Origin of the sequence: Lactobacillus gallinarum DSM 10532 = JCM 2011 (assembly GCF_001434975.1) — a bacterium.
GTDB lineage: Bacteria > Bacillota > Bacilli > Lactobacillales > Lactobacillaceae > Lactobacillus > Lactobacillus gallinarum.
This window is the reverse complement of sequence record NZ_AZEL01000050.1, coordinates 81346-106087: the sequence shown is the minus strand read 5'-3', so window position 1 is coordinate 106087 and position 24742 is coordinate 81346. Positions and strand designations below refer to the sequence as shown.

Sequence of the window (24742 nt, the reverse complement as noted above, 5' to 3'; positions counted from 1 at the left end):
AAATTCATGCATTTAATCGATGTAACTAACAACTATTCTAACTTGGTTCACAGTCAGCTCAATACTACCGATGCTAATTACGTTAAAGTATATTCATTAGGAAATACTTCAGTAATTTATACCGAAAGCAAAAATGCAATCGGCATTGCACTTGAAAACCATGATCGCCGTGTCCGTGAAGATGAAATTGAATTTGTCATCAAACGATTAATCAAAGATTACGATTCTTCATATACTTTAACCGTTGACAAGAGCCGTCACGTCATTGAAATTCACGTCGACAAGTAAATTAAATAAATTTAATCACAAAAATAAGCGTCTAGAGGATTTATTTCCTAGACGCTTATTTTTTATTAAAGCTTTTCCGTTAATTTAACATCCGGATACTTGTCGTGGAAGAATCGTTCTGCAAATTCATTCTCAAACAAGAACAATGGATTGCCATAACGGTCTTTTACTAGAAGATTACGGCTGTTAGACATACGAGGATCAAGTTGCTCTGGATCAATCCAACGCGCAACTCTATGTCCAATACTATTCATCTCAACTTCTGAATTATATTCATTCTTCATTCTGAATTGGAAGACTTCAAATTGCAATTGACCAACCGCACCTAAAATATATTCATCGGTTTGGTAATTACGGTAAAGCTGAATAGCACCTTCTTGAACCAACTGATTCATTCCCTTGTGGAATGACTTTTGCTTCATCACATTCTTAGCAGTTACCCGCATAAACAATTCTGGAGTAAATTCTGGAAGTGGTGGATAAACGATTTTACGTTTACCTGAATAAATACTGTCTCCAATTTGGAAGTTACCAGTATCGTACAAACCAACAATATCTCCAGCTACGGCATCTGAAACTTGCACACGTTCACTAGACATAAATTCAGTTGCATTATTCAAACGGATTGGCTTACCTGTTCTTGCTAAAGTAACATCCAATCCTTTTTTAAATTCACCACTACCAACACGGACAAATGCGATTCGATCACGGTGGTGAGGATTCATGTTAGCCTGAATCTTAAAGACAAAGCCTGAGAATTCCGGATCTTCTGGACTAAGTTCTTCATCCCCATTAACAGTATGACTTTCAGGAGCCGGTGCTAAATCAACGAAACTATTTAAGAATGTTTCTACACCAAAATTGGTTAAAGCTGAACCGAAGAAGACTGGAGTTTGATCACCCAAAGCAATTTTTTCAGGATCAAATTTATTACCAGCTTCTTTAACCAATTCAATTTCATCAAGAGTATCTTGGAATTGAGGATCTTGACTCAATGGTTCGCTATCAGGCAAAGTACCATCTTCATTCAATGGTAAGAAACGGTCTGCGCCATCTTTGCGGTACAATTCAACGCGATTATTAGCAATATCATACAAGCCTTTTAAAGTTTGACCAGAACCAATCGGCCAGTCCATTGCTACGCCTTCAATGCCGAGCAAATCTTCAAGTTCAGCAATCAAATCAAGTGGTGGTCGACCATCACGGTCTAACTTGTTCATAAAAGTAAAAATCGGAATACCACGTTTTTTAACAACTTTAAATAGTTTCTTAGTTTGTGGTTCGATACCCTTTGCAGAGTCAATTACCATGACAGCAGCATCCACCGCCATTAAAGTACGATAGGTATCTTCTGAGAAATCTTGGTGTCCTGGTGTATCCAAGATATTGATTCTCTTGCCCTTGTACTCAAACTGCATAACGGAACTAGTAACTGAAATACCACGCTTTTTTTCAATTTCCATCCAGTCACTTGTAGCAAAGTTACCAGTTTTACGGGCTTTAACAGTACCAGCTTTTCTAATTACCCCACCAAATAACAGCATTTGTTCCGTAATTGTTGTCTTACCTGCATCTGGGTGAGAAATAATTGCAAATGTTCTTCTTTTCTTTACTTTCTCTGCTAACTCTTTATCCATTACTCTTTTTTATCTTCTTCCTTTTTTATTTCTTGTTTATCCTTTGTCAACAAAACCGTAAGTAAACGTGACCCTTTCATTCTTCTAGTAGTCAAAGTCATCCCGTCACCAATGTCAACGGTTAACTTTTCCCCTTTAGCTGGGATCATCTTCAAGGTATTAATGACATAACCTGCTACCGTATCTACATCTTCCATTTCAAGATGCGTACCAAATTGCTCATTAAAATCATCTAACGGCATTTTTCCATAGATAATATACTTATTGGGCGCAATTTGATTATACAAAATCTCTGTATGATCAACCTCGTCGTCGATATCCCCTACGATCTCTTCGACAAGGTCTTCAATAGTAGCCAAGCCAGTTACGCCACCATACTCATCTGTTAAAATAGCTAGTTGACGCTGCGTTTGCTGCATTTCCATCAACAGATCCCCTAATTCTGCTGTTTCTGGTGCAAATAAAGGTTCAGTCATTACATCTTGATAATCAAGATTTTCAAACCCCTTAATCTTAGCCTTACGCAATACCGTTCTGATATGAATTATGCCGATGATTTTATCCTTATCTCGTTTATATACTGGAATACGCGAATACGGCTCACGCAATATTTCATCAAGATTATCTTGAAAACTCACATCCGCATCTACCATGAACGCGTCCGTTCTTGGTACCATTACTTCGCGAGCCATTTTCCCCTGAAAGTTCAGAATTCTTTCAAGCATTGAGAACTCAGTATCATTAATTTTATGATTATCATGTAAATTGATAATTTCTTTTTCTAAATGATCTTTAGTTCCTTCTTCTGTCTCACCTGACAATCTATTTTTAAGGCGAACAAAAAGATTCTCCGCTCCAGGATCACTACTCATTTTTTTACTCTCTTTCTTAAAAAAGTTATCTAAATAAAGTTATTATAGCATAGAGCAATTAACAGTATGTTAAAATAGCAAATAAGACTAAAAGGAGGAAATCCTTATGAAAAAAAGCCACGTTTTATTGGTTTTTACTTTTTTATTACTTGTTCCATATATCTGTAGCTTACTAATTATCGGTATCGGCTATAATGCACTAGTTCTCCATTCGGCAGAAATTTACCGCACAATTATTGGTGCTTTAGTCGGTTCTATCATTATGTTTGCAGTTAAAGCTACGATTCAACGACCAGTTGATCTATTAGCTATGCAAACTAATGACGGCTTGTTAAAGCAGCTTTTGCGCTTTTTCAGTATTAGACGACGCTATTTCTTATTATTTGCAAATATCGTCTTAGATTTTATTTTATGTTTTGCCGCAACTTATTTAGTACGTGCCATGTTAACACTAGATCAAATTGTAGGTAGTTCCATCGGTTTCGTCTTATTAATCATGTTCGTATCAACTTGTCTTGGCGCTTATGTTGAATACGATAATCTATCAATCGATCCACAACAACATTAATTATTCACTGACCTTTACGTAAAATGCTTGGGTCAGTTTTTTTGTATCTAAATCTAGATTCCAGACAATATATGGAGTATCGCTATCACCTAAGTTCTCATAAACCTTAACTCCATTGGCTACTACCTTTTTTACAAAATTAGGTACAGTGCTATTTAATGGCAAGTTAAAGTAAACTAAATTTTGATTTTCTTCTACTTCTTCATCTATTTCAGCCTTAGGTAATTCAAACTTCATTAAACCTGTTGGCACCTTATCAGCTTCCACATCAGTTACTACGCCATACCAGTACATAAAGCTATCTGGGAAAGGACGGCCGACAAATAACTTCTTATCAATATTCTTTTTCATTTTTTCTCCTTAATATTCTGCTAAATCATCAAAATTAATTACTTCACCATTTAAAAATGCATCAATTTCACTAGTTGAAAAACCATGGTTGAAGAGATATTTCTTCATCCGAAACTTGCATTCACTTTCATCATAGCGACGAAAACGTTTATAGGCTTTGATGCCCTGCTTTTTTAAAGCTTGCATTTGCAAATCTTCATCATCTTCAAGATCTAAAGATGCAATTATTTCACTGCTAATTCCACCGTCAAAACCATGCATTAATAACTTGGTTTTCATCTTACGCTTTAATTCTCGCTGAGCCAGTTTACCTGCTTGATGAATCATCGATTTGATTACTCTTTGACCGACTTCAATCCAGTCTTCATCCATCACTTCGTCTAATTCTGTCTGACTGATTTCTGGATCAACACCTTTTTGCGTTAATTTACGTAGCAAACTTTTCGGTCCATCTGATCCGACACGTAAATCATTTTTAATAAATAATTTAGCATACTGACGATCATCTAAATAACCTAACTCATTTAACTGATTAACGGCACTATTAGCAGCTTCATCAGAAATTTCATGCTTTTTTAAATACTGCAAGACTTCAAAAATAGTTCGAGGTTCGTAACTCAAAAAATGTGCTGCTAGATCACTAGCTTTAGCATCAGCATCAAATTGCCTGATTTTTTCAACTTGCTCATCATCAAGTTCTTTTCCTTTTAAAAGAACAAACTCAGCAATTGTTTTTTCACCAGCAGAAAAAGCATATTTACCATCTAAGAAAATATTATAGCGACCTGGGCGCTTTTGTGCACTAACTTTGGTTATGATCATTTTTTCACCTCGCATATTCCAAAATACATGCTAGCAAATTTTTTTAAATCTTGCTAAGAACTTTTACCAGGTAGTACAATTAAAAGCAATGTAATTAGTTTTTAGTAGAAAGAATAAGATGATGAATAAAAAATTTACAAATAAAAAACAACATCATGAAAAAGATGTAATTATCACAATTAAACGTTTGGGAATTAATGGCGAAGGAATCGGCTATTATAAAAAGAAGATTATCTTTATCCCAGGTGCTTTGCCAGATGAAGTAGTCGTAGCCAAAATTGTTAAGAGCTACCCTCACTATCTTCAAGGTGAACTTGTCCGCATTAAGGAAAAGAGTCCTGATCGAGTAGCTTTCCCAGAAGGCGTAGATCCAGAAATTGGTGGATTGGAACTAGCACATTTGTCTTATGAAAAGCAACTTGAATTCAAGCGTAACAATATGCTTGAATCACTTAGAAAGTACCATCCAAGAAACTATGCTAAATACAAGGTTAAAAAGACTATCCCTGCTCCTGATGAATGGCATTACCGCAATAAGGCACAATACCAAATCGAAAATGTTCACGGTAAAACTAAATTAGGTCTTTTTGCACCAAATTCTCACCGCTTGATCGATTTGCCTAAGATGCCTACGCAAAGTGAAGACACTCAAAAGACTGAACGTGAAATCAAAGTTTTAATTGAGAAGTTGCATGTCCCTGTTGCTAACTTCCGTCGTCATTTACCCGGCGTCAAAACTATCGTAGTGCGTCAATCTGAAGCTAGCAAAGAAATTCAAGTTACTTTGATTACCATTGGTCACAAGATCAATAACTTAATCCCACTTGCTAAAGAAATCATGAAGCTGGATAATGTCGTCAGCGTTTACCAAAACGAAACTGAATGGCAAAATCCACAAGTTTGGGGCAACAAGACCGAAAAGCTTTTAGGTAAAAACCAAATTACTGAAGAAATCTTAGGCAAAAAATTCGCCTTGTCTCCGCGTGCCTTCTTCCAACTCAACCCGGTTCAAACCGTCAACCTTTATTCAGAAGCATTGAAATACTTAGACTTAACCCCAGATCAAACTTTGATCGATGCCTATAGTGGCGTTGGTACCTTAGGTATTTTGGCTGCTGATCGCGTCAAGCAAGTTATCGGAATCGAAACTATTCCTGAAGCCGTTAAAGATGCAGAGCACAATGTGGAACTCAATCACATCAAAAATGCAGATTACATCCAAGGCAGCGTAGAAAAGGTATTGCCTGAATTAAAGAACAGCGGCGTTTCAATCGATGCCTTAATCGTTGACCCACCTAGAACAGGCTTGGCTAAAAAATTAATCAAAACTCTTTTACAGGTAAAACCTGAAACTTTTGTTTACATTTCATGTAACCCATCTACTTTAGCTCAAGATTTAGTCTTATTAAGTGAAGTTTACGATGTCCGTGTAATCCACAATGTGGATATGTTGCCACAAACTCCACGTTGTGAAGCAATCGCTAAATTAGTTTTAAGAAAATAAGATAAGAAAAACAACCTAGTTATCAGCTAGGTTGTTTTTGCATACAAAAAGCGACTGTCGGGCAATCCTTGTCTCTTAGCAGTCGCAATTCAAGTGGATGAGGTAGCTCATCAAATTGATAGTCACGATCTTCAACTGTTCGTTATGTATTAAAACAATGGCATCATCGTAACCAACATTAACATTCACTTGTTCGGGTCTTTACATAAAACGTAACTTTTAATGAATTGGAGTTTTGTAAACAGCCATTATTAGGGCTGATACCTCTACATATAGAGAATCTTTCAAGTTTCCAATAACAATTCTGGAGATAAAAACTTACTTATATTTATACTTGTTAACTTAATTTCTACCTCTTCCACGTCCCTAATTATATCCTGTTGTGTAACCGCTTGCAATAATTAATGAATATATTTTTTCAAAAAAGCTTTGATAACTTGTCGATATTTATTTTTGTACATTGGCTAAGATAGAGCGTGCCCAGCTAACGGTGCAACCCATAAAAACTTAGGTGCATTAGTTGCCGCATAATTTTGATACACCATTTCGGTAGGCACAAAGTGGTCTTTTCCACCATGGATAAACAAAAACGGCCGCGTATTCTTCCGCAATTGTTTAACAGATGATGCTCGTTTTAAGAAAAAGCCATTCTCTATTCTATTAATACCACTCATGGTCTTGATCAAAGGTTTACGAATTACTTTAGGCAAACCAAATAAATTACCTGCTTGATAATCCACTTCTTCTTTTACACTGGAATATCCACAATCTTCAATAAAAGCTTTTACCTGCTTAGGTAATTTTAAGCCGGAAACCATCATCGCAGTAGCACCGCCCATGCTTTGTCCCATCACGACGATCTGAGTATCATCCCCAGTATAGCCAATCGCTTTTTTAATCCAGCGTAAAATATCGTCTTTTTCTACCCAGCCATAGCCAATATATTCGCCTGAGCTGCGTCCATGTGCCCGCGCATCAGGCAACAAGACATTATATCCCAAATCATAAAACATCTTGGCAAAACCAGCCATGCTATCTCCGTCGCTCATAAAGCCATGCAATAAAATCGTCGTCTTCTTAGAATGATTATCAAGATAGTTAGCATATAAACTTATATTAGAATCTACTCTTAAAATCCATTCTTGTTTTTCAAATTCTTTGAACCCAAGCTTGTCACGATATAGCGCATCCCTACCGGATAATTCTTTAGATTCTGGCTTTTTCTTATAAGTGGTCATCGCGTATTTAAAAAAATAGTCGCTAATCGCTAACCACCCTAGTCCAGCCAAAGTCAAAGACGATAATATTATTTTTTTCTTCATTTTGATTCTTCCATGTTAATTTACTTTATTATTCATTCTATAATTAGTTAATAACTATTACTAATTTTAATTATACTTGAAAATGCGCTTAACAGATTTACTTCAATTAATTAACGATTTAAATATTAATACCACTTTTTATCTAAAAATAGACGATAAAGTTGTTCCTTGGGGCAAACTAACTCTGGTAGATGGCCGCTGTCTGCTTTATCCAGGAGAAAAAGCAATGACTAAGGCTAAACTGATCCGCTTAGTAGGTCATATGCATAACCGCGGTATTCCTCTTTTAATAGCAGTTGACCAAGAAGAACATCACATTTTTGGATTACAAATCAAAGAAGACAACAACCAAATTGTTCTTATGTAAAAAGGCTACGATCATCATGATCATAGCCTTTTCCATTTTACTTAACTTTATATTGACGAATATTGCCTTTAGTACCTGCAAAATACCAAGTGCCTTTTTCATCATCACTAGTTAATTCTTCATTGTCTTCCGGATCTTCAAGCGCAGTATTAAACACATCTTCGTATTCAGGAATACTTAACTTTTGACGTCTTTCAAGCATCTTTTCATCGCTGGCTGCATTAATTTCTTTTTCATAGCCAGCTACAAGATTGCCACTGTAAAATTCACCCATGGCACCTGAGCCATATGAGAATAAACCAACTAATGAGCCAGCTGATAAATTACCGTTTTCAAGCAAACTCAACAAGCTCATATAAAGAGAGGCAGTATAAATATTACCAACTCGACGTGATAATTGTTTAGAAGCAGCAAATGAATTTTGCAATTTTTCAGTAGTGGCTTCATCTTGATCAGCAACAGCAATTCGATTAGCCTTTAACCCCATCTTAGTGAATGGCAAGTGATAAATAATAGCATCAAAATCTTTTGTTTCCAAATTCTTTTGCTTTTTATAATCCGCAAAAGTTTTGCTAAAGAAATCTAAATAGACTTGTGTTGAATATTTACCATCAACCATTGCTAATTTAGAGTTATTTGGACGCCAAAAGTCATTAATGTCCTCGCTGTATGCACTGTGACCATCATTTAAAGCTAAAATAGCTGGATCAGCCTTAATCAGCATACTTACACTACCAGCACCTTGGGTTACTTCACCCGCAGTACCAATACCATAACGTGCAATATCACTACCAATGACCATTGCAGTTTGGTCGGGATGAACTCTAACGAAATCACGTGCAATCATTAAGGCAGCGGTTAAGCCAAAACATGCCTCTTTTACTTCAAAAGTCCGCACCTCTGGTTTTAATTTAAGTGCTGTCTTAACAAAAAGTGAAGCTGATTTAGATTGATCGATCCCACTTTCGGTACCAAAGACCAATAAACCAATCTTATCCTTATCAATCCGGTCAATGTACTTCATCGTCGCATTAATTCCCATTGAAACAGCATCTTGGGTTTGATCTGCAACGCTCATTTCACTTTGACCAATACCGATCAAAAACTTATTTGGATCTTCATTTCTTGCATGGGCTAAATCAACCATGTCTACATATTTGTTAGGAGTAAAAAGTCCAATCTTATCAATACCTACTTGCATTATTTTCCCTCTCTTATTTGCTTTAAAACAAGTTGTGCATAACTTTCAGAATAATCTTTTTGCTCAATTATTTGTGTTAATACCTGCTTCTTTTCATCATCACTGGCATCAAGTTCAGCGACGATATTGCGTGCTTGCAGCTTCATATGTCCTGCTTGAATTCCTACAGTAGAAATCGCCAGCAGTGCTGCCAGATTATTAGCTAACCCAACACTGACAACAATTTCGGCTAACTTAGCACTGGTAATCTTCTTACCTAAAATAGCAAAACTCTGCTGTACATCTTTGCGAGCCTTAATAGAACCACCAACTACTCCAATAGCCATTGGCAAAGTTAATTCGCCAACTAGCTTGCCATCTTGCATAGTCCATTTAGACAAACTGCGATAATGTCCATCTTGGTTAGCTAAAACTGCAATCGCACTTTCAATTGCGCGGTAATCATTTCCTGTAGCAATTAACACCGCATCAACGCCATTCATGATTCCTTTATTATTGGTTACTGCTCGATATGGATCTTCATAACCAATTTTGCTGAGCAAAGCAACACGTTCAGCTACTTTCCAGCCACCCATTGTTTTAGGATCAAGAGTAACTATAACCGTAGTCAACTGACTAGGATAATTTGATAAAATGGCAAATAATTTTTCTTCAACACCTGGGAATTGTTTTAATTTAGCTGCTAAAAATTCCAAGATAGAATTTGTCTTATTTGCTCCCATTGCTTCAGCGGGATCAACTAAAACTTTAAGATAGACTAAATCACCTTTTTGTTCAGCCTCAATTGATCTAGTTCCACCACCGTGACGAATTAAACTAGCAAATTCTGTATTAGCTAAATCGATCAAATCAGGAAATTGTTTTTTTAAGTTTACCAAAGAAAAGTCAGAATTTATCTTTAAAACGATTTGACCATAGATTCCTGTTCGCTTGCTAGTTGCCTTGACTCCACCATTTCGTGCAAAAATATGAGCACCATGATTAGCAGCTGCCACAACTGAAGGTTCTTCTACAGCCATAGGGACCATATACGATTGCTCATTTAGTAAAAGATTTTGCACTACTCCCAAAGGCAACCGTAATTGGCCCACAACATTTTCGCTTAATTTGTCTAAGCGGTTAAGAACCTGATCATCAATATCTTCTAAATTTATTCCTTCAGATTGTAAAATTTCTCGCCTTTGCTCAGGCTTTAATTGATAAAACTTCATTAGACATTCTCGATTTCATATGCGATTGCTTGACCACCACCAATGCACAAAGTTACCAATGCACGCTGGCCTTGCTCCTTCTTTAAGCCACTAATTGCAGAACAAATTAATCTGGTTCCAGTTGCACCTAATGGATGTCCCAACGCAATGGCACCACCCATGATATTTAATTTATCATCAGGGATTTGCAAATCACGAGCTACTGCTACGCTTTGCGAAGCAAAGGCTTCGTTTAGTTCTACAATATCATAATCATTAATTGAACGTCCTGTTTTTTCAAGCAGCTTCTTCACGGCAAAATATGGTGTATATCCCATATAAGCAGGATCAAATCCAGCTTCCGCAAAAGCTCCTAGCTTAGCAATCGGCTTTAAGTTTAATTCCTTAACCTTGTCTTCTGTGGCTAATACCAACATACTTGCACCATCTGTTAATGGAGACGAATTACCGGCGGTTACGTCACCATCCTCTTTAAAGACCGGTTTTAATTGACTTAAGGCTTCCATAGAAGTATCTGGACGAATTGGTTCATCATGATCTAAAGTTTCACCATCAATTTCAATTGGCAAAATTTCGTTATCAAAAAAGCCAGATTTCGTTGCTTCTGCCGCTTTTTTATGAGAACGAAGACTAAATTCATCCATCTCTTCACGGGTAACATGATATCTTTGTGCAACGTTTTCGGCGGTAATCCCCATATGTTGTCCAGAAAAAGCATCCATCAAGCCATCATTTATCATAGTATTTACTAAATGGTCTGCAGGATTTTCTTTATTTTCTTTTTTAACCAGATATGGTGCACGGGTCATGCTTTCGCTACCACCAACTGCAACTAGATCTAAATCGCCCATTTCCATTTGACCTTGAGCTAAACGGACAGCCTTAAGGCTAGAGCCACAAACATCATTAATCGTTGCCGCAGTGGATTCTTCTTTCATCCCTGAATTAAGAGCAACCTGACGAGCCATATTTTCACCCAAGCCTGTACTCAAAACATTGCCCATAAAAAGTTCTTGGACCTTATCAGGATTAATATTTCCATCTTTTAACGCGCCCTTTAATGCCATTACGCCAAGATCAATTGCCGAAGCATCTTTAAAAAATCCACGATACTTGCCAAAAGGTGTTCTCTTGGCTGCTACAATATAAATATTTTTCATCACTTTTTCTCCATTTGTATTATTAACACTATGATCATAACAAAAAATATTAAAAAAAACATAAAAAGACTACGCTCTCGCGTAGTCTGAAAACAATTATCTGCTTTTTATTTATTATTCTTATCTTCAGCTTCAAATTGCTTAGATAGCTTCTTAATATATGCACGCAATTGATCCTTAATTTCAGGATGCTTTAGTCCATATTCAATAGAAGTTTCAAGATAGCCTTCTTTATTACCAACATCATGACGTTCACCTTTAAATACATGAGCAAACACGCGTTGTGTCTTATTCATCGTATCAATGGCATCTGTTAATTGGATTTCTCCTCCACGCCCTGGTTTTTGATGAGCCAAAATATCAAAAATTTCTGGTGTAAGCAAGTAACGTCCAATAATTGCATAATCACTTGGTGCCTTATCAATATCTGGCTTTTCTACAAAAGACTTAACGTTGATTAAACCAGGCATGATTTCATTTTCAGGTTCAATTACCCCATATTTAGAAACTTCTTCATGAGGCACTGGCATTACAGCAATAGTAGAAGCATGAGTCTTGTCATAACGATTAATCAATTGCTTAGTTAAAGGAATTTTGTCATCCATCAAATCATCCCCAAGCATTACTACAAATGGCTCATCTCCAACAAAGCTGCGAGCACGATAAATTGCATCCCCTAAGCCTGCTGGATGTGGTTGTCTAGTATAGTACAAATTGACACCTAAGTTGGTAATACCTTGGGTCAACTTAAGCAACTCGCTTTTACCCTTTTCTTCCAAGTCTTGTTCAAGTTCTGGATTAGAATCAAAATGATCTTCAATTGGTCGCTTATTTTTACCAATAACAATCAAAATATCTTCAATACCAGACTTCTTGGCTTCTTCTACGATAAATTGAATTGTTGGTTTATCAACAATTGGCAACATTTCTTTAGGTAAAGCCTTAGTTGCAGGTAAGAATCTAGTACCTAAACCGGCAGCTGGAATAACAGCTTTTCTTACTTTCATACAGACACTCTTTCTATTCTCTTAACTTTTAACAGTATCATAGCAAAATCGTGATTTTAGAGCTACTTTTGTTTTCGCCTTTTATCTTGAATATAACTTGCAATCCTACCAGCAGAATACTCAAGCTCTCCTACTCGATTACGAATAATCGTTGCATTAACAGCAACGCCAAATAAAAACAATAGTGAAGCAATGTTCAACCACAACATAAAGATAATAAACGTACCGACAATGCCGTAGTTTTTCCAAGTAATTGGAAAGTTATGCAAATAAAAACTAAATAAAAATGATAACGCCATCCATCCAAATGAAGTGACAAATACCCCCGGCCAAATTACACGTTTCTTTAGTTTAATATTTGGCAAAACATAATTTAAGTAAAATACCGCCAAAATTATAATCAAGAAAATCACAGGATAACGATAGCTAAATATTTTACCAATTTCATGAACTGGTACTTTAAAAATTGCATCCATTAAATCTAGCAATTCTTGACCAAACGCCAATATTACACCAACTGCAGTAAAGATGATAATCATCAAAGTAGTAAAGATGACTGTGATCAACCTTGTCCACAAAAAATTAAGCATTGAAAGTTTTAATTCAACTTGGTGAACACCATACAGTCGGTTCTCACCTAATCTAATTGCATTAACTAAATTAGAAAAAGACCAAATCGCTAAAATAATACCAAATGAAATATAGCCAGTAGATGTCGTCTTCAATAAAGAATTGATGATCGGCATAATAAAACTAGATACTTGATCTGGAAAAATCAAATTTAAATATTTTGCAATAGGCGCTGTATCAATATGAAACAGAGGCAGGACATTTCCGATAATAATGATAATCGGAAAGATTGAAAACAAAATATAATATGCAATTACAATTGAACTATCAATAATCTCACCTTGCGACAAAATCGTTCGCAAAGTAAGAAAGAAATCACTTATTTTTGAATTAGATTTCTTTATCTCATTTTTCATTCAAGAACCTAATCATCCATCTCATCAAAGTGAGGGATGTATTTTTCTAAACCATCATATGGTTTTTGTAAAGTTAAGATCTTAGGACCATCTTTAGTAATAGCAAAAGTGTGTTCAAATTGAGCAGCATTTGAACCATCTGGAGTTGCGTAGTAAACCCAGTCATCGTTAGGGTCATCAACTGTTCTTTGGTCAATATGCCAATCGCCACCTGCTTCAACCATTGGTTCACAGGTAATAGTCATACCTTCACGAAGACGAATGCCGTGACCAGCCTTGCCCCAGTGTGGTACTTCTGGATCTTCGTGAATTGATGGTTGAATACCGTGACCAATTAATTCGCGGACATCGCCATAATGGTTTTCGTCTTCAACCCAATGTTGAATAGCGGCACCAATATCACCGATACGGTTACCTAAAACGGCTTGATCAATTCCTAAGTACATTGCCTTCTTAGTTACTTCGATTAATTTCTTATCAGCTTCTGAAATTTCACCAACTGGATAAGTAGTGCATGAATCTGACTCGTAACCATTTAAGTTGCAAGTTACATCAACCTTAACGATGTCGCCTTCCTTTAAGATACGATCTTTTCTTGGAGTTTGGTGAGCAATTTCATCGTTAACTGAGATACAAGTACCATACTTGTAGCCTTCAAAGCCTTGTTCTGAAAGACGACCACCACGACTCTTAACAAAGTCTTGGCAGAATTCTTCAATTTCCCAGGTTGAAATTCCTGGCTTAATTACATCACGCAAGCCTTCAAACATTGTTGCAAGAAGATGGCCTGAAGCTTGCATACCTTTAAGTTCTCTAATTGATTTAATTGTAATCAAAACAAATTCTCCTTTGATAAAACTTTTTTAGTTTCAGATACCACTATTATACCGTTTTACTAAATACTTTTAAAAGGCTAATCATTTTCGTCTTTCAAAGTATTGAGTGTGACGTAAATTTCTTTGGCGATTATAATCTCTGCCATTTAAGTGGAAATGCTCGCCATATACTAAAGAAACAATCTTATATTGTCCCGACTTTGTCTTGCCGAAGATCACATAATCGCTCCATGTGTCTCTAGCAAAGCTATCCTCAAAGCCTTCATTAAATTGAACTTCTTTATCCTGACCATTGACGTTTAATTGCGTAATAATCAAATTCTCGTCTAACTTGGCATATTTGACAACTTCAATATTATTAACAACGGTATCATCAATCGTTCCCTGTGAGATCTTCAATTTAATTTCCTTAACCATGGCTTCGTAGAAATATTTATCTAAATATTTTCTAAGTAAATGCAGACTATGATGGCGGTTGACATATCTTTCGAGTAAAAGCTGACTATATAAATACTGAGCTTGAACATAAGTCTCTGTAAAACTATCATCTAATTCATTATTTTCCACTAATTTAATTTTGGTTAACCGCAGCATTTTCTCGAACTTACTAATTATTAAATTAGGTTGAAAAAGTGTATAGGCGTTGTCGCTTTAAATGGTACGCATAATGAATCTTGCGCAGCCAATAGCGGAATCTAGAAAAAAGCGTTTCTAAATATACTAATCCTCCCAGAACTAGGAAAATTAGTAATATTACTCCCCAACTATGTAAATCAAAGAAATCCGCATCACTATCTGAATCTGATGACGACCAACCACCGCCGCCGGATGAAGAACCACCACCTGTTGAAGTACCGCCTCCACCCGTTGATCCCATCGAAGCATAGGTTGGCTGATTATAACAACTTTGCCCAACTACGGTTGTCGCACTTAAGGCTAAAAACAAAATAATAAAAATTCTGAAAATTTTATGCATAAATTACCCTCTACTAAAAAAACTCTGTTATCTCTGATTTACTTTACCGTTTGTTTAATTAAAAATACAGAAAAAATTTTAAATCCTTAAATATAAGGCAAAATAATGAATTTCAATTTTAAAAATTTGATAAAACCAAACGATTTTACGATAGTTTCATGTATAATAAAATGTCGTATAATGCAGTGAAAGGTATGAAAAATCATGAAAGCAAGAATTGTCTACGCCAGTATGACTGGCAATGATGAAGACATGGCAGATATATTAGAAGAAGATCTTCAAGACTATGGCTTTGACGTTGAAACCAGCGATGTTGGTTTTACGGATGCCAACGATTACTTAGAAAGTGATCTCTGCATTTTCATTACTTACACTTATGGTGAAGGTGCAATGACCGATGAAATTGCAGACTTTTATGAAGAATTAAAGGCTTTAGATTTAAGTGGTAAATATTTTGCTGTCATGGGTTCTGGAGATAAGACCTATGGTAAACACTTCTGTGAAAATGTTTTTGACTATGAAAAGGCATTTAAAGAATGTGGTGCTACTGAGATTACTAAGCCAGTCACTATTGAAAATGCGCCTGACGATGAAGCAATTGATCTAATCGACCAAGCTGCAAAGGAAATGGCTGATAAGCTACATGACTAAAAATAAAAAAGAAGTTACTGCTGTCGATCAAGCTCAAATTCGACAATTAGGGCAAAAAATACTTAAAAGACACCGTAATCTTTGGGTATACATGATTTTTGGCTTTGTAGCTGCCTTAATTAACACTTTAGTCTTTATGGTGCTTCACTCTTGGTGGCACAGCGTAATGGTGATTTCTAACACCATTGCTTTTATTGTGTCCAACCTGGCATCATTTTACTTTAACCAAAAAGCCGTTTTTATTAATAATGTCGATAATGATCACAGCACATGGCATAAATTAATAGTTTTCTTTACCTATCGTGTAATTAGTCTAATTCCAGATACTTTAATTATGCTGGTAGGATTATCTTGGCTTCATTTAAACGCCTTACTTGTTAAGATCATTGACCAAGTATTAGTTGGTGTATTCAATTATTTAACTACTAGATCAGTCTTTCAAAAGCAAGAACATACTATGATTGAACGAGCTAAGATGCGGATTCAAGAACAAAAAAATAAACGAGATAATAAAAAAAGTAGCAAAAACTAAATTTGGCTACTTTTTGTTTTGCTCTTATTCAAAATCTTTTGGCTTCTTTACTTTATCTTTATTGAAATAGTAATAAATCGCATCCATAATGCGATCACTGGCATGACCGTCGCCATATGGATTCTTGGCATTCGCCATCTTGTCATATGCTTCTTTATTTTCTAAAAGTTCCAGCATACTCTCTCTAACTGAGTCGACTTGCGTGCCCACAAGCTTCAAAGTACCGGCCTTCACGCCTTCGGGACGTTCAGTTGTATCACGCAAAACAAGTACTGGCTTGCCCAAACTTGGAGCTTCTTCTTGCACGCCGCCTGAATCAGTCATGATAAAGTAGCTGCGTTTTGCTAAATTGTGGAAATCAACCACATCAAGCGGTTCGATCAAATGAATTCGAGGATCACCGCCTAAAACTTCGTTAGCAACTTCTTGCACACGTGGAGACAAGTGCACTGGATAAATAATTTCCACATCAGGATGCGAATCAATTACCTGACGCATCACCTTGAAGACGCGGCGCATAGGTTCGCCTTGATTTTCACGTCTGTGCATAGTCACTAAGATCACCTTGTTGCCTGGCGTAATTTCATCCATAACGGCATGATGGTAATCTTTTTGCACAGTTTGTTCTAATGCATCAATTGCGGTATTACCAGTTACAAAAATATTGTCTGCTTTATGATTTTCCTTAATCAAATTGCTCTTAGATAATTCAGTTGGAGCAAAATATAAATCAGCCAAATCGTCGGTCATTTGGCGATTCATTTCTTCAGGAAATGGCGAATACTTATTCCAAGTTCTAAGTCCCGCTTCAACATGTCCCAATGTAGTTTGTTGATAAAAGGTAGCAAGTCCTGCCGCAAAACTAGTCGTTGTATCGCCGTGAACCAGCACAACATCTGGCTTGTCTTCTTTGATAACCTTTGACAAATCGATCATAACTTTCGAAGTAATGTCTTCCAAAGTTTGATTCTTGTGCATAATATTAAAGTCGTAATCAGGTTTAATTTTAAAAATATCAAGTACCTGATCTAGCATTTCTCTATGTTGTGCACTGACTACAGTCACTTCATCAAAGCGCTCATCTTTTTTTAGTTTTAAAACAAGCGGTGCCATTTTTATCGCTTCAGGTCTTGTACCAAAGACAGTCATTACTTTAATCTTCTTCATAAAAATCCCTCCGATAAACTTATTTAACTATAACTGATTTATTCCTATCTTGCATCTTAATTCTGTGTTTTAATTGAAGATGTACTTACAGAAAGTTGGATATATTTATGAATTCTAGTTTAATTTTTTTAATTACTACAGCTCTATTTATTATCATTGGCAGTTTCTGCTTAGTATTTGGATTGGACAAGGCTAAGCCTGCTAAACTTAGACGACGCTTGCTTTACTCTGCTCTAATCTGCGTCTTTATCGTCTGGGGCCTGATTACTTACATTATGCTCAATCCATTAGGTTAATATTTACAAAAAAAGCCATCTGCATCACAGATGGCTTTTTTGATGACCCCGGTGAGATTCGAACTCACCTCTACGGTTTAGGAGACCATTGTTCTATCCAGATGAACTACGGGGTCAAACCTAAGATTAACTTTACCAAAAAATAAGGTAATAGTTAATCTTTTTTTCTAAAATTGTGTGGTAAAAAATGTTTTAGGATTATTGGTATCTGCAATTTTATCTGCCGCAATAACAAAAGGTGTCCAAATTGCTAAAGATATCAACATATCTACGATGCTTAAAACAATCGCACGCCAGTCATAATTGCAGGCTAAAAATGGACCAATAATCGGCGGCATAATACTTGGCACCGCCACTTGTACCGGATTGACTAACCCCATCACGCTCACCCAATAAGAAAACGCAACATTAACTATTGGCGCTAATACAAATGGAATTAAATAAACTGGATTTAAAACAACAGGCAATCCCAATAAGATTGGTTCTCCAATATTGAAAATACCTGGTGCAAGCGCAATTTTAGCTACCGTACGATAATCACTGCGTTTAGAGAACATTAAAATTGCAACGATTAACATTAATGTACCACCGGCACCACCAAACCAGGCAAAAACATCAAAAGATCCACGGCCCCAAAGATATGGTGAAACATGTCCATTACGTACAGCCGTAATATTGCTATTTTGGGCGGTTAGCCAGATTGAATCTAAAATTGGTGATAAAACTCCCAAGCCGTTGATTCCGAAAAACCAAAATACCTGCACCAACATTGTTACTAACAACACTGTACCAAAGCCCTGGCCCCATTTAACCAATGGCATTTGAATACTGGTTAATAGCCAATCACCAAAATACTGCCCGGTCAGAACTTGAAATACATAGTTAATTCCACCGACACTAAAGATCGCAATTATCGCAGGAATCATCGAGTCAAAGGCCGCTTGTTCAGCATGTGGCAAATTAGCTGATAAATGAATCATAATTCTTGCTTTATAACAGGCCCAATAAATAAAGAACCCAGCCGAGCCAAATAAAATCGCAGTAAATAATCCTGTTGTTGAAAATTGGCTGATATCAAAAGCATCCCTAATCAAAATACTATCGCCATGAAATTTAATTTTTGCAAAACTGGCGATACTTAAAGCAAAGGATGAAAGCGAAACAATAGCCGCCGCTAACCTATTTCCTTCAAAAGCTTTAGCTAACTGGTATCCTAATGCCAACGCAAAGAAAAATGCAAAAAGAGAAAAGGTCCCTCGCCACACTAAATTGCTAATGGACACAAAAGGCTGCATTGCAAAAGCAAATGCATTCCAACCTAAATGAACTTTAGCAGCTTCAACTAAGCTTTTAATCAAAACAGCTAGCGATCCAGCAATAGTGATTGGCATCAAAGAAACAAAAGCATCCCTTAGCGCAACTAGCCATCTTATCTGTCCTAAACGATTAGCTAGCGGCAATACATAATCTTCCAGCCATCTAACTAATCGATTCATTTTTTCACCTTCAGATAATGTGGATGATATCCCTTATTTTTCTTATTACGTTTCTTGTGCTTTTTCTGTTTTTTCTTAACTACCTGCTTAACTTCTGCAGCAGCTTCTTGCTTCTTTTCTTTCTTTTTCTTAGGTTTAGCAGTAGTCAAATGATACCCAGCAAAGTAAACTCGCTCTATCTGCAATTGATCGGCTAAAAGTTTCTTCAGATCACGAAAATCATGATCATCGCCTAAAGTGACCACATAACCAGTGGCATTCATTCTTCCAGTTCTACCTGCTCTATGCAAATAAGTATTTTGTTCACTTGGAATATCAAAATTGATAACGTAGGTCACACCTGGAATATCCAAACCACGCGCAGCAAGATCCGTTGCCAAAAGCAACTTTGTTTTTCCTGTAGCAAGATCATTTAAGGCCTTTTCACGACGCTGCTTACCAAATTCATTGGCTAATAATTCGAACTTAGTCTTGGTATGACCAAAAATACCGGCAAAACGCATCATGGTCTCATTAGAATCAAAGAAAAGAATACCTTTAAAATGATCTAATTTGGTCATTCTTTGTAAAAATTCAATCTTATGTTGATTATCAACTTGCAAAAAATAATGCTTGGTAGTTGAACTCTGCTGATTCCGCACATCAACTAAAAGAAAATTACGTGCAAATAATTCTTCTGCATCTCTAGTAATCTCTGAATCAGTAGCACCAAAAAGCAAAATTTGACTATCTGAACCTAAATTTTGACCTAATGCAGACAATAGCTCTAATTTAGCAAATTCCAAAATATCATCTGCTTCATCGATAATCAAAATTTTAATTTGAGCTACCTTAATCCGACCACTAGAAAAGAAATCAAAGAATCTTCCTGGAGTAGCTACAATTACCTCAGGATGTTTTTTCTTTAAATTATCTTCTTGTCTCTTTCTATTACCAGCCCCTACTAAGGTTGCACCCTTTACATCTAATGCATGCAAGTAAGGATTAATGGCATGCCGAATTTGAACAGCTAATTCGGTAGTCGGAGCCAAGATAACTACGCTATTAGCTTTACCTTTTTCCGTTCTTTCTAAGCTAGGCAAAGCGTAAGCCAAAGTCTTGCCTGTTCCCGTTTTAGCTAAGCCTATTAAGCTAGCTCCATTTTTGATTGCATCGTATGTTTGTTTTTGAATTATTGTTGGTTCGGTTTTATGCTCTTTGAGCAATATTTGTTTTATTTTTTCTTGATACATTATTGTGTTAATTGTCCATACTTCTGTTTATATTGACTAATGGTTCCGTTATACGCGTACATTGTAATGCCTTTTTCTAAGCCAGAAACATCCTTTACGCGTCCGTTAGTTGTATAACGCCAAAATGAATACTTTAATTTATTGGGCGCTTTTTTATCCGTCGACATAAATAACGTTGCTGAATCAAAGTAATGGCGATACTTTTTATCAAGCTCCACCATTACCGTTTTACCTCGTTGCTGCAACATCTGGGTAAATTTACTCATTGATTTCAAATACTTTTTGCTAAGTCCAGCTACCGGAATAATTAAAATAGGTAAGCTGCCTGTATTATTCCCTACTTGGTTAAAAAAGTAACGATAATGCTGCAAGGCAGTTGATTCATTACTATATGAGATTTCACTACCAAAAGCGAGCTGTGTACCCAAAATTTGATCTCGATAGGATAAATAATTTTCATCAAAATAAGATCTGCCTTGTGTTGCCTTCAAATAGACAAATGAAATGCCATTAGACTGTAACTTATGCAGATCTACATAATCTATGTCCTGATTCAGTTCGATCCCGATCGGACTAGAATTAGAATCCGGTGGCAGTGTTGTTTGCTTTTTAAAATTAAAAAAGCCAATCAAAAGAAATGCAATTGCTAAAATTAATAAAGTCAAGATTGCAGGTAAAGTATATTTATGATGATACCTTTTCATGACTTTTCCTCCCGCTAATATTTTAACCAAAAATGCGAATCATACCAACCCTTGATATTTCATGTGCTAAAATAATTTATATATTAACTTTTTTAAGGATGGTGAAAATGTGAAAAGACAAATTTCTTTTGGACAAGCTCTCGCCACAGTAATTGGTTCAGTTATCGGAGCCGGAGTTTTCTTTAAAATTGGAACAATTACGGCCCAAACTGGCAGTAGTTCAACCACAATTTTTGTATGGATATTAGCCGGAATAATTTCGATTGCGTCGGGACTAACAATTTCTGAAATTGCAGCGAGCTTAAAAATTAATGGTGCGATTAAATATTTGGATTATACCTATGGCCGCGTCTGGGGCTTTTTATTTGGCTGGGCACAAATGATTGTTTATTTCCCCGCACAAATTGGAGCATTGAGCTCGATTTTTGGTGTTCAATTTGTTTCACTATTTGGCATTAATGCCAAATATGCCAATCTAATAGCAATCTTTCTTGTATTATTTTTACTAGCTATTAACCTAATTGGCACAAAATTTTCCAGCAAAATGCAGTCAGTTATCACCATCTTAAAAGTGATTCCAATTGTTTTGATTATCATTTGGGGATTCTTCAATCAAAATAAAATTGCAGCTCCCATCTTTCCATTAACAGTTGGAAATAATATTTCTTTTCCTAATGCCATCAGTCAAGGATTACTATCTGCCCTTTTTGCTTTTGAAGGTTGGATCGTTGTCACCAACTTGGCCAATGAGGTCAAAAATCCTGAGAAAGATTTATCCCGTGCAATCATTTTGGGTTTGTCTGCCATTACTTTAATTTATGTTTTAATAAATTATACTTTTTTAACGGTCTTGCCAATTCATGACTTAGTAAACAATAATAATGCTGCCTTTGAGGCTTCGATGAAATTATTCGGTCAATTCGGCGGTAAATTAGTGACTATAGGTATTCTGATCTCCGTTTACGGTGCAGTTAATGCCTTCATGTTAACGGGGATGCGTACACCATATATTCTGGCTCAAGATAATCTTTTACCATTTTCAAATAAAATTGGTAAAGCTAACATTCACACTGGCGTGCCGGTCATGGGAGCATTGATTGTAGATGCAATTGCAATCGTGATGATTTTACTAGGTAACTTCACAGTCTTGACAGATATGCTGGTTTTCGTCATGTGGACCTTTAATACCATGTTAGCTATTGCCGTCATTATTTTAAGAAAACGTGAACCCGAATTACGGCGGCCATTTAAAGTTCCGTGGTACCCAATTATTCCAATCATTTCAATCCTAGGTGGTATCTTTATCGTAGTTTCCACTATTATTAATCAATTCATTTTATCAATCATCGGAATCGGATTAACTTTATTGGGTTTGCCAATCTACTTTTATATGCAAAAACAAAATAAGGAAGAACTTTAACGGTTCTTCCTTATTTTTTATTTATTCACATATTTTTGAATAACTTCAGGCTTTAATACTCCAACATAAGGGATGTTTCTGTACATGTTCAAGAAGTCCAAACCATAACCTACTACAAATTCATTACCAACTTTTGAACCGTAGTATTCAAGGTCAACGTCAACATTTCTGCGAGCTTCCTTATTAAGCATTGCACAACACTTAACGCTCTTCGCACCACGTTTTTTGATTAAATCCTTCATAAACTTCAAGGTCAAACCAGTATCGACAATATCTTCCACAATCAAGACGTCACGATCTTTAACATCTGTGGCTAAATCTGTCACGATCTTGACCTTACCAGTCGATTCAAAACCATCACCGTAACTAGAAACATCGATAAAATCTAATTGATGAGCGACATCCATCTGACGAGTCAAATCTGTTAAGAAATAAATAGCACCCTTTAAAGCACCAACTACTAATGGCTTCTTACCTGCATAATCTTCAGTTAGTTGCTTACCTAAACGGACACACATTTCATGAATGTCATCTTCAGAAAATAATTTATGATCAATAATATCGTTGATATTGTCGGCTTTAACCAATTTACCTACCCCTCAATCCAATTTATGTTTAAAACTCTTATTATTAAGAAATTATAACATCTTTGTACAAAAAAAGCGTCTTAAATGACGCTTCTTCTGAATAGTTTCTATTTCTTACTATTTTCTGTTTTTTCTTTGGCTTTACCTTTAGCATTAATTGGAGCCACGATAAACCAACGCATAAATCCTTGCTCAATACTATCAAGCGTAAATTTATAACCTTCTAGTTCAATCGTTTCACCCTTCTTAAGGTTAGGATAATGTTCCATCATATAACCACCAATAGTAATGATGTCACTATCTTGAAACGCCTTCAGATCTATATGGAAGTAACGTTCAAAGTCATACAAAGTAGTCTTACCAGAAACATGGACATTACCTTCTTTATCTTTGATGATGTAATCATCAGAAACATCATCAATTTCATCTTTTACAGAACCAAAGAGCTCTTCGTAAATATCCTTATCAGTAACAATACCACTTGTACCACCGTATTCATCAACAACCAAAACAATTGGAGTGTGCTTAGAAATCATCAAGTGCAAAATATATTGAATTGGCATTGATTCAGGAACAGTAATGATTGTTCTGATAATTCTAGTTACTGGAACACTGCTATCAACTTGGCTTTGTTGGACAATATCGTAAGCATAGACATATCCTACTACATCATCCTTATCATTATCCCTAACTACTGGAAAACGGCTGTAACCCTCTTCTAAGTATTTTTTAAGGGCATATTCGATAATATCAGTAGAATCAAGGACTGATAAACGTGTTCTATCAGTCATGATATCTTTAGCTACTTTATCGTTTAATTCGAAGGCCCGTTCCATGTATGTGAGGTCTTCTTTATCAAGCGAACCACCATGCACCGCATTACGTGACAACTTAATAATTTCGGATTGAGAATAAACCTCATTTTCTTCATCAGCTGGGGCAAAACCCATTAATTTCAGAATTCCATTAGAACTAGTATTAAGCAGCCATACAAATGGATAAACAACCGTGTGGAAAATGTGAAGTGGTGTAACAATTGCCATCATCATCTCTACAGGTTTATCAATAGCAATATTCTTAGGAACGACTTCAGTTAATACAACTTCCAAATAGGTTAAAAGAATCACACCCAAAATCGCACTCACTGACTTAATAAGCGATTCATTCATTGGAGTTAAATGAAATGCATCCGCTAAAATAACAGCAAATGTATCAGCTGAGAACCAACCTAAAACTACTCCGACAAGAGTAGTACCTACTTGCGTGGTTGAAAGATACTCATTCAAATTATGCGTCATGTGAAGCGCACGTTGTAGTTTCTTTTTATTGCCCTGACCCTTAGCCAGCATATCTTCAAGTTTACTAGGTCTGGTTTGTACTAAAGCAAACTCTGCAGCAACAAAGAATGCAGCAACAACAAAAATTAACAAAGTTGCAACTAAATTAGTTGCGATCTGAGCTGGACTCAAAGCATTATCACCTTTTTTATAACTTAATTACTAAAACCTATTTTACCATTTATTAACTATAATAGTTCAGTTTTGCACAA

General features: G+C 36.1%; 27 protein-coding genes and 1 tRNA gene. 8 read left to right on the top strand and 20 right to left on the bottom strand.

What is annotated here, in order from left to right; genetic code table 11:
• Window positions 1-6: 6 nt before the first annotated feature.
• The gene (locus tag FC37_RS07090; RefSeq protein WP_014563970.1) at window positions 7-288 is read left to right on the top strand and encodes a DUF1827 family protein; all 282 of its coding nucleotides are present in this window, start codon (window positions 7-9) and stop codon (window positions 286-288) included.
• 65 nt (window positions 289-353) lie between these two features.
• Here FC37_RS07090 and FC37_RS07085 read toward each other — a convergent pair whose 3' ends face one another.
• Window positions 354-1925: a peptide chain release factor 3 gene (locus FC37_RS07085; protein ID WP_025005479.1), complete on the bottom strand. Its 1572-nt coding sequence runs from the start codon at window positions 1923-1925 to the stop codon at window positions 354-356.
• Complete coding sequence (locus tag FC37_RS07080; RefSeq protein WP_025005478.1) at window positions 1925-2797, bottom strand: hemolysin family protein; 873 nt, start codon at window positions 2795-2797, stop codon at window positions 1925-1927. Before FC37_RS07080 ends, FC37_RS07085 begins: the two co-directional genes overlap by 1 nt.
• Window positions 2798-2903: 106 nt before the next feature.
• Here FC37_RS07080 and FC37_RS07075 point away from each other — a divergent pair, with 106 nt between their 5' ends.
• A complete protein-coding gene (locus FC37_RS07075) occupies window positions 2904-3365 on the top strand; it encodes a hypothetical protein (RefSeq protein ID WP_025005477.1) in 462 nt (153 codons plus the stop codon).
• Here FC37_RS07075 and FC37_RS07070 read toward each other — a convergent pair whose 3' ends face one another.
• Window positions 3366-3716, bottom strand: a complete 351-nt coding sequence (locus FC37_RS07070) for a hypothetical protein (protein WP_025005476.1) — start codon at window positions 3714-3716, stop codon at window positions 3366-3368.
• 9 nt (window positions 3717-3725) lie between these two features.
• The gene (gene recX / locus FC37_RS07065) at window positions 3726-4538 is read right to left on the bottom strand and encodes a recombination regulator RecX (RefSeq protein WP_056945573.1); all 813 of its coding nucleotides are present in this window, start codon (window positions 4536-4538) and stop codon (window positions 3726-3728) included.
• A 121-nt stretch (window positions 4539-4659) separates the two neighbouring features.
• Here recX and rlmD point away from each other — a divergent pair, with 121 nt between their 5' ends.
• On the top strand, window positions 4660-6042 hold the full coding sequence (gene rlmD / locus FC37_RS07060) for a 23S rRNA (uracil(1939)-C(5))-methyltransferase RlmD (protein WP_025005475.1): 1383 nt from the start codon (window positions 4660-4662) through the stop codon (window positions 6040-6042).
• 464 nt (window positions 6043-6506) lie between these two features.
• Here rlmD and FC37_RS07055 read toward each other — a convergent pair whose 3' ends face one another.
• Window positions 6507-7364 (bottom strand): alpha/beta hydrolase, encoded by an 858-nt coding sequence (locus FC37_RS07055; protein ID WP_082603679.1) that lies wholly within the window; start codon window positions 7362-7364, stop codon window positions 6507-6509.
• Between the two features lie 82 nt (window positions 7365-7446).
• Here FC37_RS07055 and FC37_RS07050 point away from each other — a divergent pair, with 82 nt between their 5' ends.
• Complete coding sequence (locus tag FC37_RS07050; protein WP_025005474.1) at window positions 7447-7731, top strand: hypothetical protein; 285 nt, start codon at window positions 7447-7449, stop codon at window positions 7729-7731.
• 37 nt (window positions 7732-7768) lie between these two features.
• Here the strand turns inward: FC37_RS07050 and FC37_RS07045 are convergent, their stop codons facing one another.
• The 8 genes from FC37_RS07045 to FC37_RS07010 all read right to left on the bottom strand — a co-directional run bounded on the left by FC37_RS07045 (window position 7769) and on the right by FC37_RS07010 (window position 15108).
• On the bottom strand, window positions 7769-8932 hold the full coding sequence (locus FC37_RS07045; RefSeq protein ID WP_025005473.1) for a hydroxymethylglutaryl-CoA synthase: 1164 nt from the start codon (window positions 8930-8932) through the stop codon (window positions 7769-7771).
• Window positions 8932-10143, bottom strand: a complete 1212-nt coding sequence (locus tag FC37_RS07040) for a hydroxymethylglutaryl-CoA reductase, degradative (protein WP_025005472.1) — start codon at window positions 10141-10143, stop codon at window positions 8932-8934. Before FC37_RS07040 ends, FC37_RS07045 begins: the two co-directional genes overlap by 1 nt.
• A complete protein-coding gene (locus FC37_RS07035; RefSeq protein WP_025005471.1) occupies window positions 10143-11303 on the bottom strand; it encodes a thiolase family protein in 1161 nt (386 codons plus the stop codon). The genes FC37_RS07040 and FC37_RS07035 overlap by 1 nt, the downstream gene beginning before the upstream one ends.
• Before the next feature lie 107 nt (window positions 11304-11410).
• Entirely contained in the window at window positions 11411-12310 is a 900-nt protein-coding gene (galU, locus tag FC37_RS07030; RefSeq protein ID WP_025005470.1) for a UTP--glucose-1-phosphate uridylyltransferase GalU, read from the bottom strand.
• 62 nt (window positions 12311-12372) lie between these two features.
• Complete coding sequence (locus FC37_RS07025; protein ID WP_025005469.1) at window positions 12373-13296, bottom strand: YihY/virulence factor BrkB family protein; 924 nt, start codon at window positions 13294-13296, stop codon at window positions 12373-12375.
• Between the two features lie 8 nt (window positions 13297-13304).
• Entirely contained in the window at window positions 13305-14132 is an 828-nt protein-coding gene (map, locus tag FC37_RS07020) for a type I methionyl aminopeptidase (RefSeq protein ID WP_003633294.1), read from the bottom strand.
• Between the two features lie 81 nt (window positions 14133-14213).
• On the bottom strand, window positions 14214-14726 hold the full coding sequence (locus FC37_RS07015; protein ID WP_025005468.1) for a Tim44 domain-containing protein: 513 nt from the start codon (window positions 14724-14726) through the stop codon (window positions 14214-14216).
• A gap of 25 nt (window positions 14727-14751) precedes the next feature.
• Window positions 14752-15108: a hypothetical protein gene (locus FC37_RS07010; protein ID WP_025005467.1), complete on the bottom strand. Its 357-nt coding sequence runs from the start codon at window positions 15106-15108 to the stop codon at window positions 14752-14754.
• 204 nt (window positions 15109-15312) lie between these two features.
• On the opposite strand from FC37_RS07010, the gene FC37_RS07005 reads away from it, so the two are divergent.
• Together FC37_RS07005 and FC37_RS07000 are read left to right on the top strand one after the other, a co-directional pair.
• Window positions 15313-15759, top strand: coding sequence for a flavodoxin (locus tag FC37_RS07005; protein WP_025005466.1), 447 nt, complete (start codon window positions 15313-15315; stop codon window positions 15757-15759).
• Entirely contained in the window at window positions 15752-16291 is a 540-nt protein-coding gene (locus FC37_RS07000) for a GtrA family protein (RefSeq protein ID WP_025005465.1), read from the top strand. The genes FC37_RS07005 and FC37_RS07000 overlap by 8 nt, the downstream gene beginning before the upstream one ends.
• A 24-nt stretch (window positions 16292-16315) precedes the next feature.
• Here FC37_RS07000 and wecB read toward each other — a convergent pair whose 3' ends face one another.
• Window positions 16316-17458, bottom strand: a complete 1143-nt coding sequence (gene wecB / locus FC37_RS06995; RefSeq protein WP_056945572.1) for a non-hydrolyzing UDP-N-acetylglucosamine 2-epimerase — start codon at window positions 17456-17458, stop codon at window positions 16316-16318.
• Between the two features lie 107 nt (window positions 17459-17565).
• Between wecB and FC37_RS06990 the strand changes: the two genes are divergently transcribed.
• Window positions 17566-17754, top strand: a complete 189-nt coding sequence (locus tag FC37_RS06990; RefSeq protein WP_025005464.1) for a hypothetical protein — start codon at window positions 17566-17568, stop codon at window positions 17752-17754.
• 43 nt (window positions 17755-17797) lie between these two features.
• Here FC37_RS06990 and FC37_RS06985 read toward each other — a convergent pair.
• From FC37_RS06985 to FC37_RS06970, 4 genes are all read right to left on the bottom strand, one after another.
• Window positions 17798-17870: transfer RNA gene (locus FC37_RS06985), tRNA-Arg, on the bottom strand.
• 51 nt (window positions 17871-17921) lie between these two features.
• A complete protein-coding gene (locus FC37_RS06980; RefSeq protein WP_025005463.1) occupies window positions 17922-19250 on the bottom strand; it encodes a PTS sugar transporter subunit IIC in 1329 nt (442 codons plus the stop codon).
• Window positions 19247-20482 (bottom strand): DEAD/DEAH box helicase, encoded by a 1236-nt coding sequence (locus FC37_RS06975; protein WP_025005462.1) that lies wholly within the window; start codon window positions 20480-20482, stop codon window positions 19247-19249. The genes FC37_RS06980 and FC37_RS06975 overlap by 4 nt, the downstream gene beginning before the upstream one ends.
• On the bottom strand, window positions 20482-21186 hold the full coding sequence (locus FC37_RS06970) for a GH25 family lysozyme (RefSeq protein ID WP_025005461.1): 705 nt from the start codon (window positions 21184-21186) through the stop codon (window positions 20482-20484). Before FC37_RS06970 ends, FC37_RS06975 begins: the two co-directional genes overlap by 1 nt.
• 109 nt (window positions 21187-21295) lie before the next feature.
• Here FC37_RS06970 and FC37_RS06965 point away from each other — a divergent pair, with 109 nt between their 5' ends.
• Window positions 21296-22606 carry an APC family permease gene (locus FC37_RS06965; protein WP_025005460.1) on the top strand — a complete coding sequence of 437 codons (1311 nt, stop codon included), beginning with the start codon at window positions 21296-21298 and terminating at the stop codon, window positions 22604-22606.
• Window positions 22607-22623: 17 nt separating this feature from the next.
• On the opposite strand, the gene hpt is transcribed toward FC37_RS06965, so the two are convergent.
• Window positions 22624-23193 (bottom strand): hypoxanthine phosphoribosyltransferase, encoded by a 570-nt coding sequence (gene hpt / locus FC37_RS06960; RefSeq protein WP_025005459.1) that lies wholly within the window; start codon window positions 23191-23193, stop codon window positions 22624-22626.
• Between the two features lie 107 nt (window positions 23194-23300).
• The gene (locus tag FC37_RS06955; protein ID WP_025005458.1) at window positions 23301-24662 is read right to left on the bottom strand and encodes a hemolysin family protein; all 1362 of its coding nucleotides are present in this window, start codon (window positions 24660-24662) and stop codon (window positions 23301-23303) included.
• Window positions 24663-24742 lie beyond the last annotated feature (80 nt).

Excerpts from the sequence above, each read along its gene's own strand:
- FC37_RS07005 (WP_025005466.1), top strand. The coding sequence starts at position 15,313 with ATGAAAGCAAGAATTGTCTACGCCAGTATGACTGGCAATGATGAAGAC.
- FC37_RS06975 (WP_025005462.1), bottom strand. The coding sequence starts at position 20,482 with ATGTATCAAGAAAAAATAAAACAAATATTGCTCAAAGAGCATAAAACC.
- FC37_RS07000 (WP_025005465.1), top strand. The coding sequence starts at position 15,752 with ATGACTAAAAATAAAAAAGAAGTTACTGCTGTCGATCAAGCTCAAATT.
- FC37_RS07045 (WP_025005473.1), bottom strand. The coding sequence starts at position 8,932 with ATGCAAGTAGGTATTGATAAGATTGGACTTTTTACTCCTAACAAATAT.
- FC37_RS07015 (WP_025005468.1), bottom strand. The coding sequence starts at position 14,726 with ATGCTGCGGTTAACCAAAATTAAATTAGTGGAAAATAATGAATTAGAT.
- FC37_RS06970 (WP_025005461.1), bottom strand. The coding sequence starts at position 21,186 with ATGAAAAGGTATCATCATAAATATACTTTACCTGCAATCTTGACTTTA.
- FC37_RS07075 (WP_025005477.1), top strand. The coding sequence starts at position 2,904 with ATGAAAAAAAGCCACGTTTTATTGGTTTTTACTTTTTTATTACTTGTT.
- FC37_RS07055 (WP_082603679.1), bottom strand. The coding sequence starts at position 7,364 with ATGAAGAAAAAAATAATATTATCGTCTTTGACTTTGGCTGGACTAGGG.
- FC37_RS07085 (WP_025005479.1), bottom strand. The coding sequence starts at position 1,925 with ATGGATAAAGAGTTAGCAGAGAAAGTAAAGAAAAGAAGAACATTTGCA.
- recX (WP_056945573.1), bottom strand. The coding sequence starts at position 4,538 with ATGATCATAACCAAAGTTAGTGCACAAAAGCGCCCAGGTCGCTATAAT.
- FC37_RS07070 (WP_025005476.1), bottom strand. The coding sequence starts at position 3,716 with ATGAAAAAGAATATTGATAAGAAGTTATTTGTCGGCCGTCCTTTCCCA.
- FC37_RS07080 (WP_025005478.1), bottom strand. The coding sequence starts at position 2,797 with ATGAGTAGTGATCCTGGAGCGGAGAATCTTTTTGTTCGCCTTAAAAAT.
- FC37_RS07035 (WP_025005471.1), bottom strand. The coding sequence starts at position 11,303 with ATGAAAAATATTTATATTGTAGCAGCCAAGAGAACACCTTTTGGCAAG.
- FC37_RS07050 (WP_025005474.1), top strand. The coding sequence starts at position 7,447 with ATGCGCTTAACAGATTTACTTCAATTAATTAACGATTTAAATATTAAT.
- FC37_RS07025 (WP_025005469.1), bottom strand. The coding sequence starts at position 13,296 with ATGAAAAATGAGATAAAGAAATCTAATTCAAAAATAAGTGATTTCTTT.
- FC37_RS06980 (WP_025005463.1), bottom strand. The coding sequence starts at position 19,250 with ATGAATCGATTAGTTAGATGGCTGGAAGATTATGTATTGCCGCTAGCT.
- FC37_RS07010 (WP_025005467.1), bottom strand. The coding sequence starts at position 15,108 with ATGCATAAAATTTTCAGAATTTTTATTATTTTGTTTTTAGCCTTAAGT.
- FC37_RS07040 (WP_025005472.1), bottom strand. The coding sequence starts at position 10,143 with ATGAAGTTTTATCAATTAAAGCCTGAGCAAAGGCGAGAAATTTTACAA.
- wecB (WP_056945572.1), bottom strand. The coding sequence starts at position 17,458 with ATGAAGAAGATTAAAGTAATGACTGTCTTTGGTACAAGACCTGAAGCG.
- FC37_RS06990 (WP_025005464.1), top strand. The coding sequence starts at position 17,566 with ATGAATTCTAGTTTAATTTTTTTAATTACTACAGCTCTATTTATTATC.
- FC37_RS07090 (WP_014563970.1), top strand. The coding sequence starts at position 7 with ATGCATTTAATCGATGTAACTAACAACTATTCTAACTTGGTTCACAGT.
- rlmD (WP_025005475.1), top strand. The coding sequence starts at position 4,660 with ATGAATAAAAAATTTACAAATAAAAAACAACATCATGAAAAAGATGTA.
- galU (WP_025005470.1), bottom strand. The coding sequence starts at position 12,310 with ATGAAAGTAAGAAAAGCTGTTATTCCAGCTGCCGGTTTAGGTACTAGA.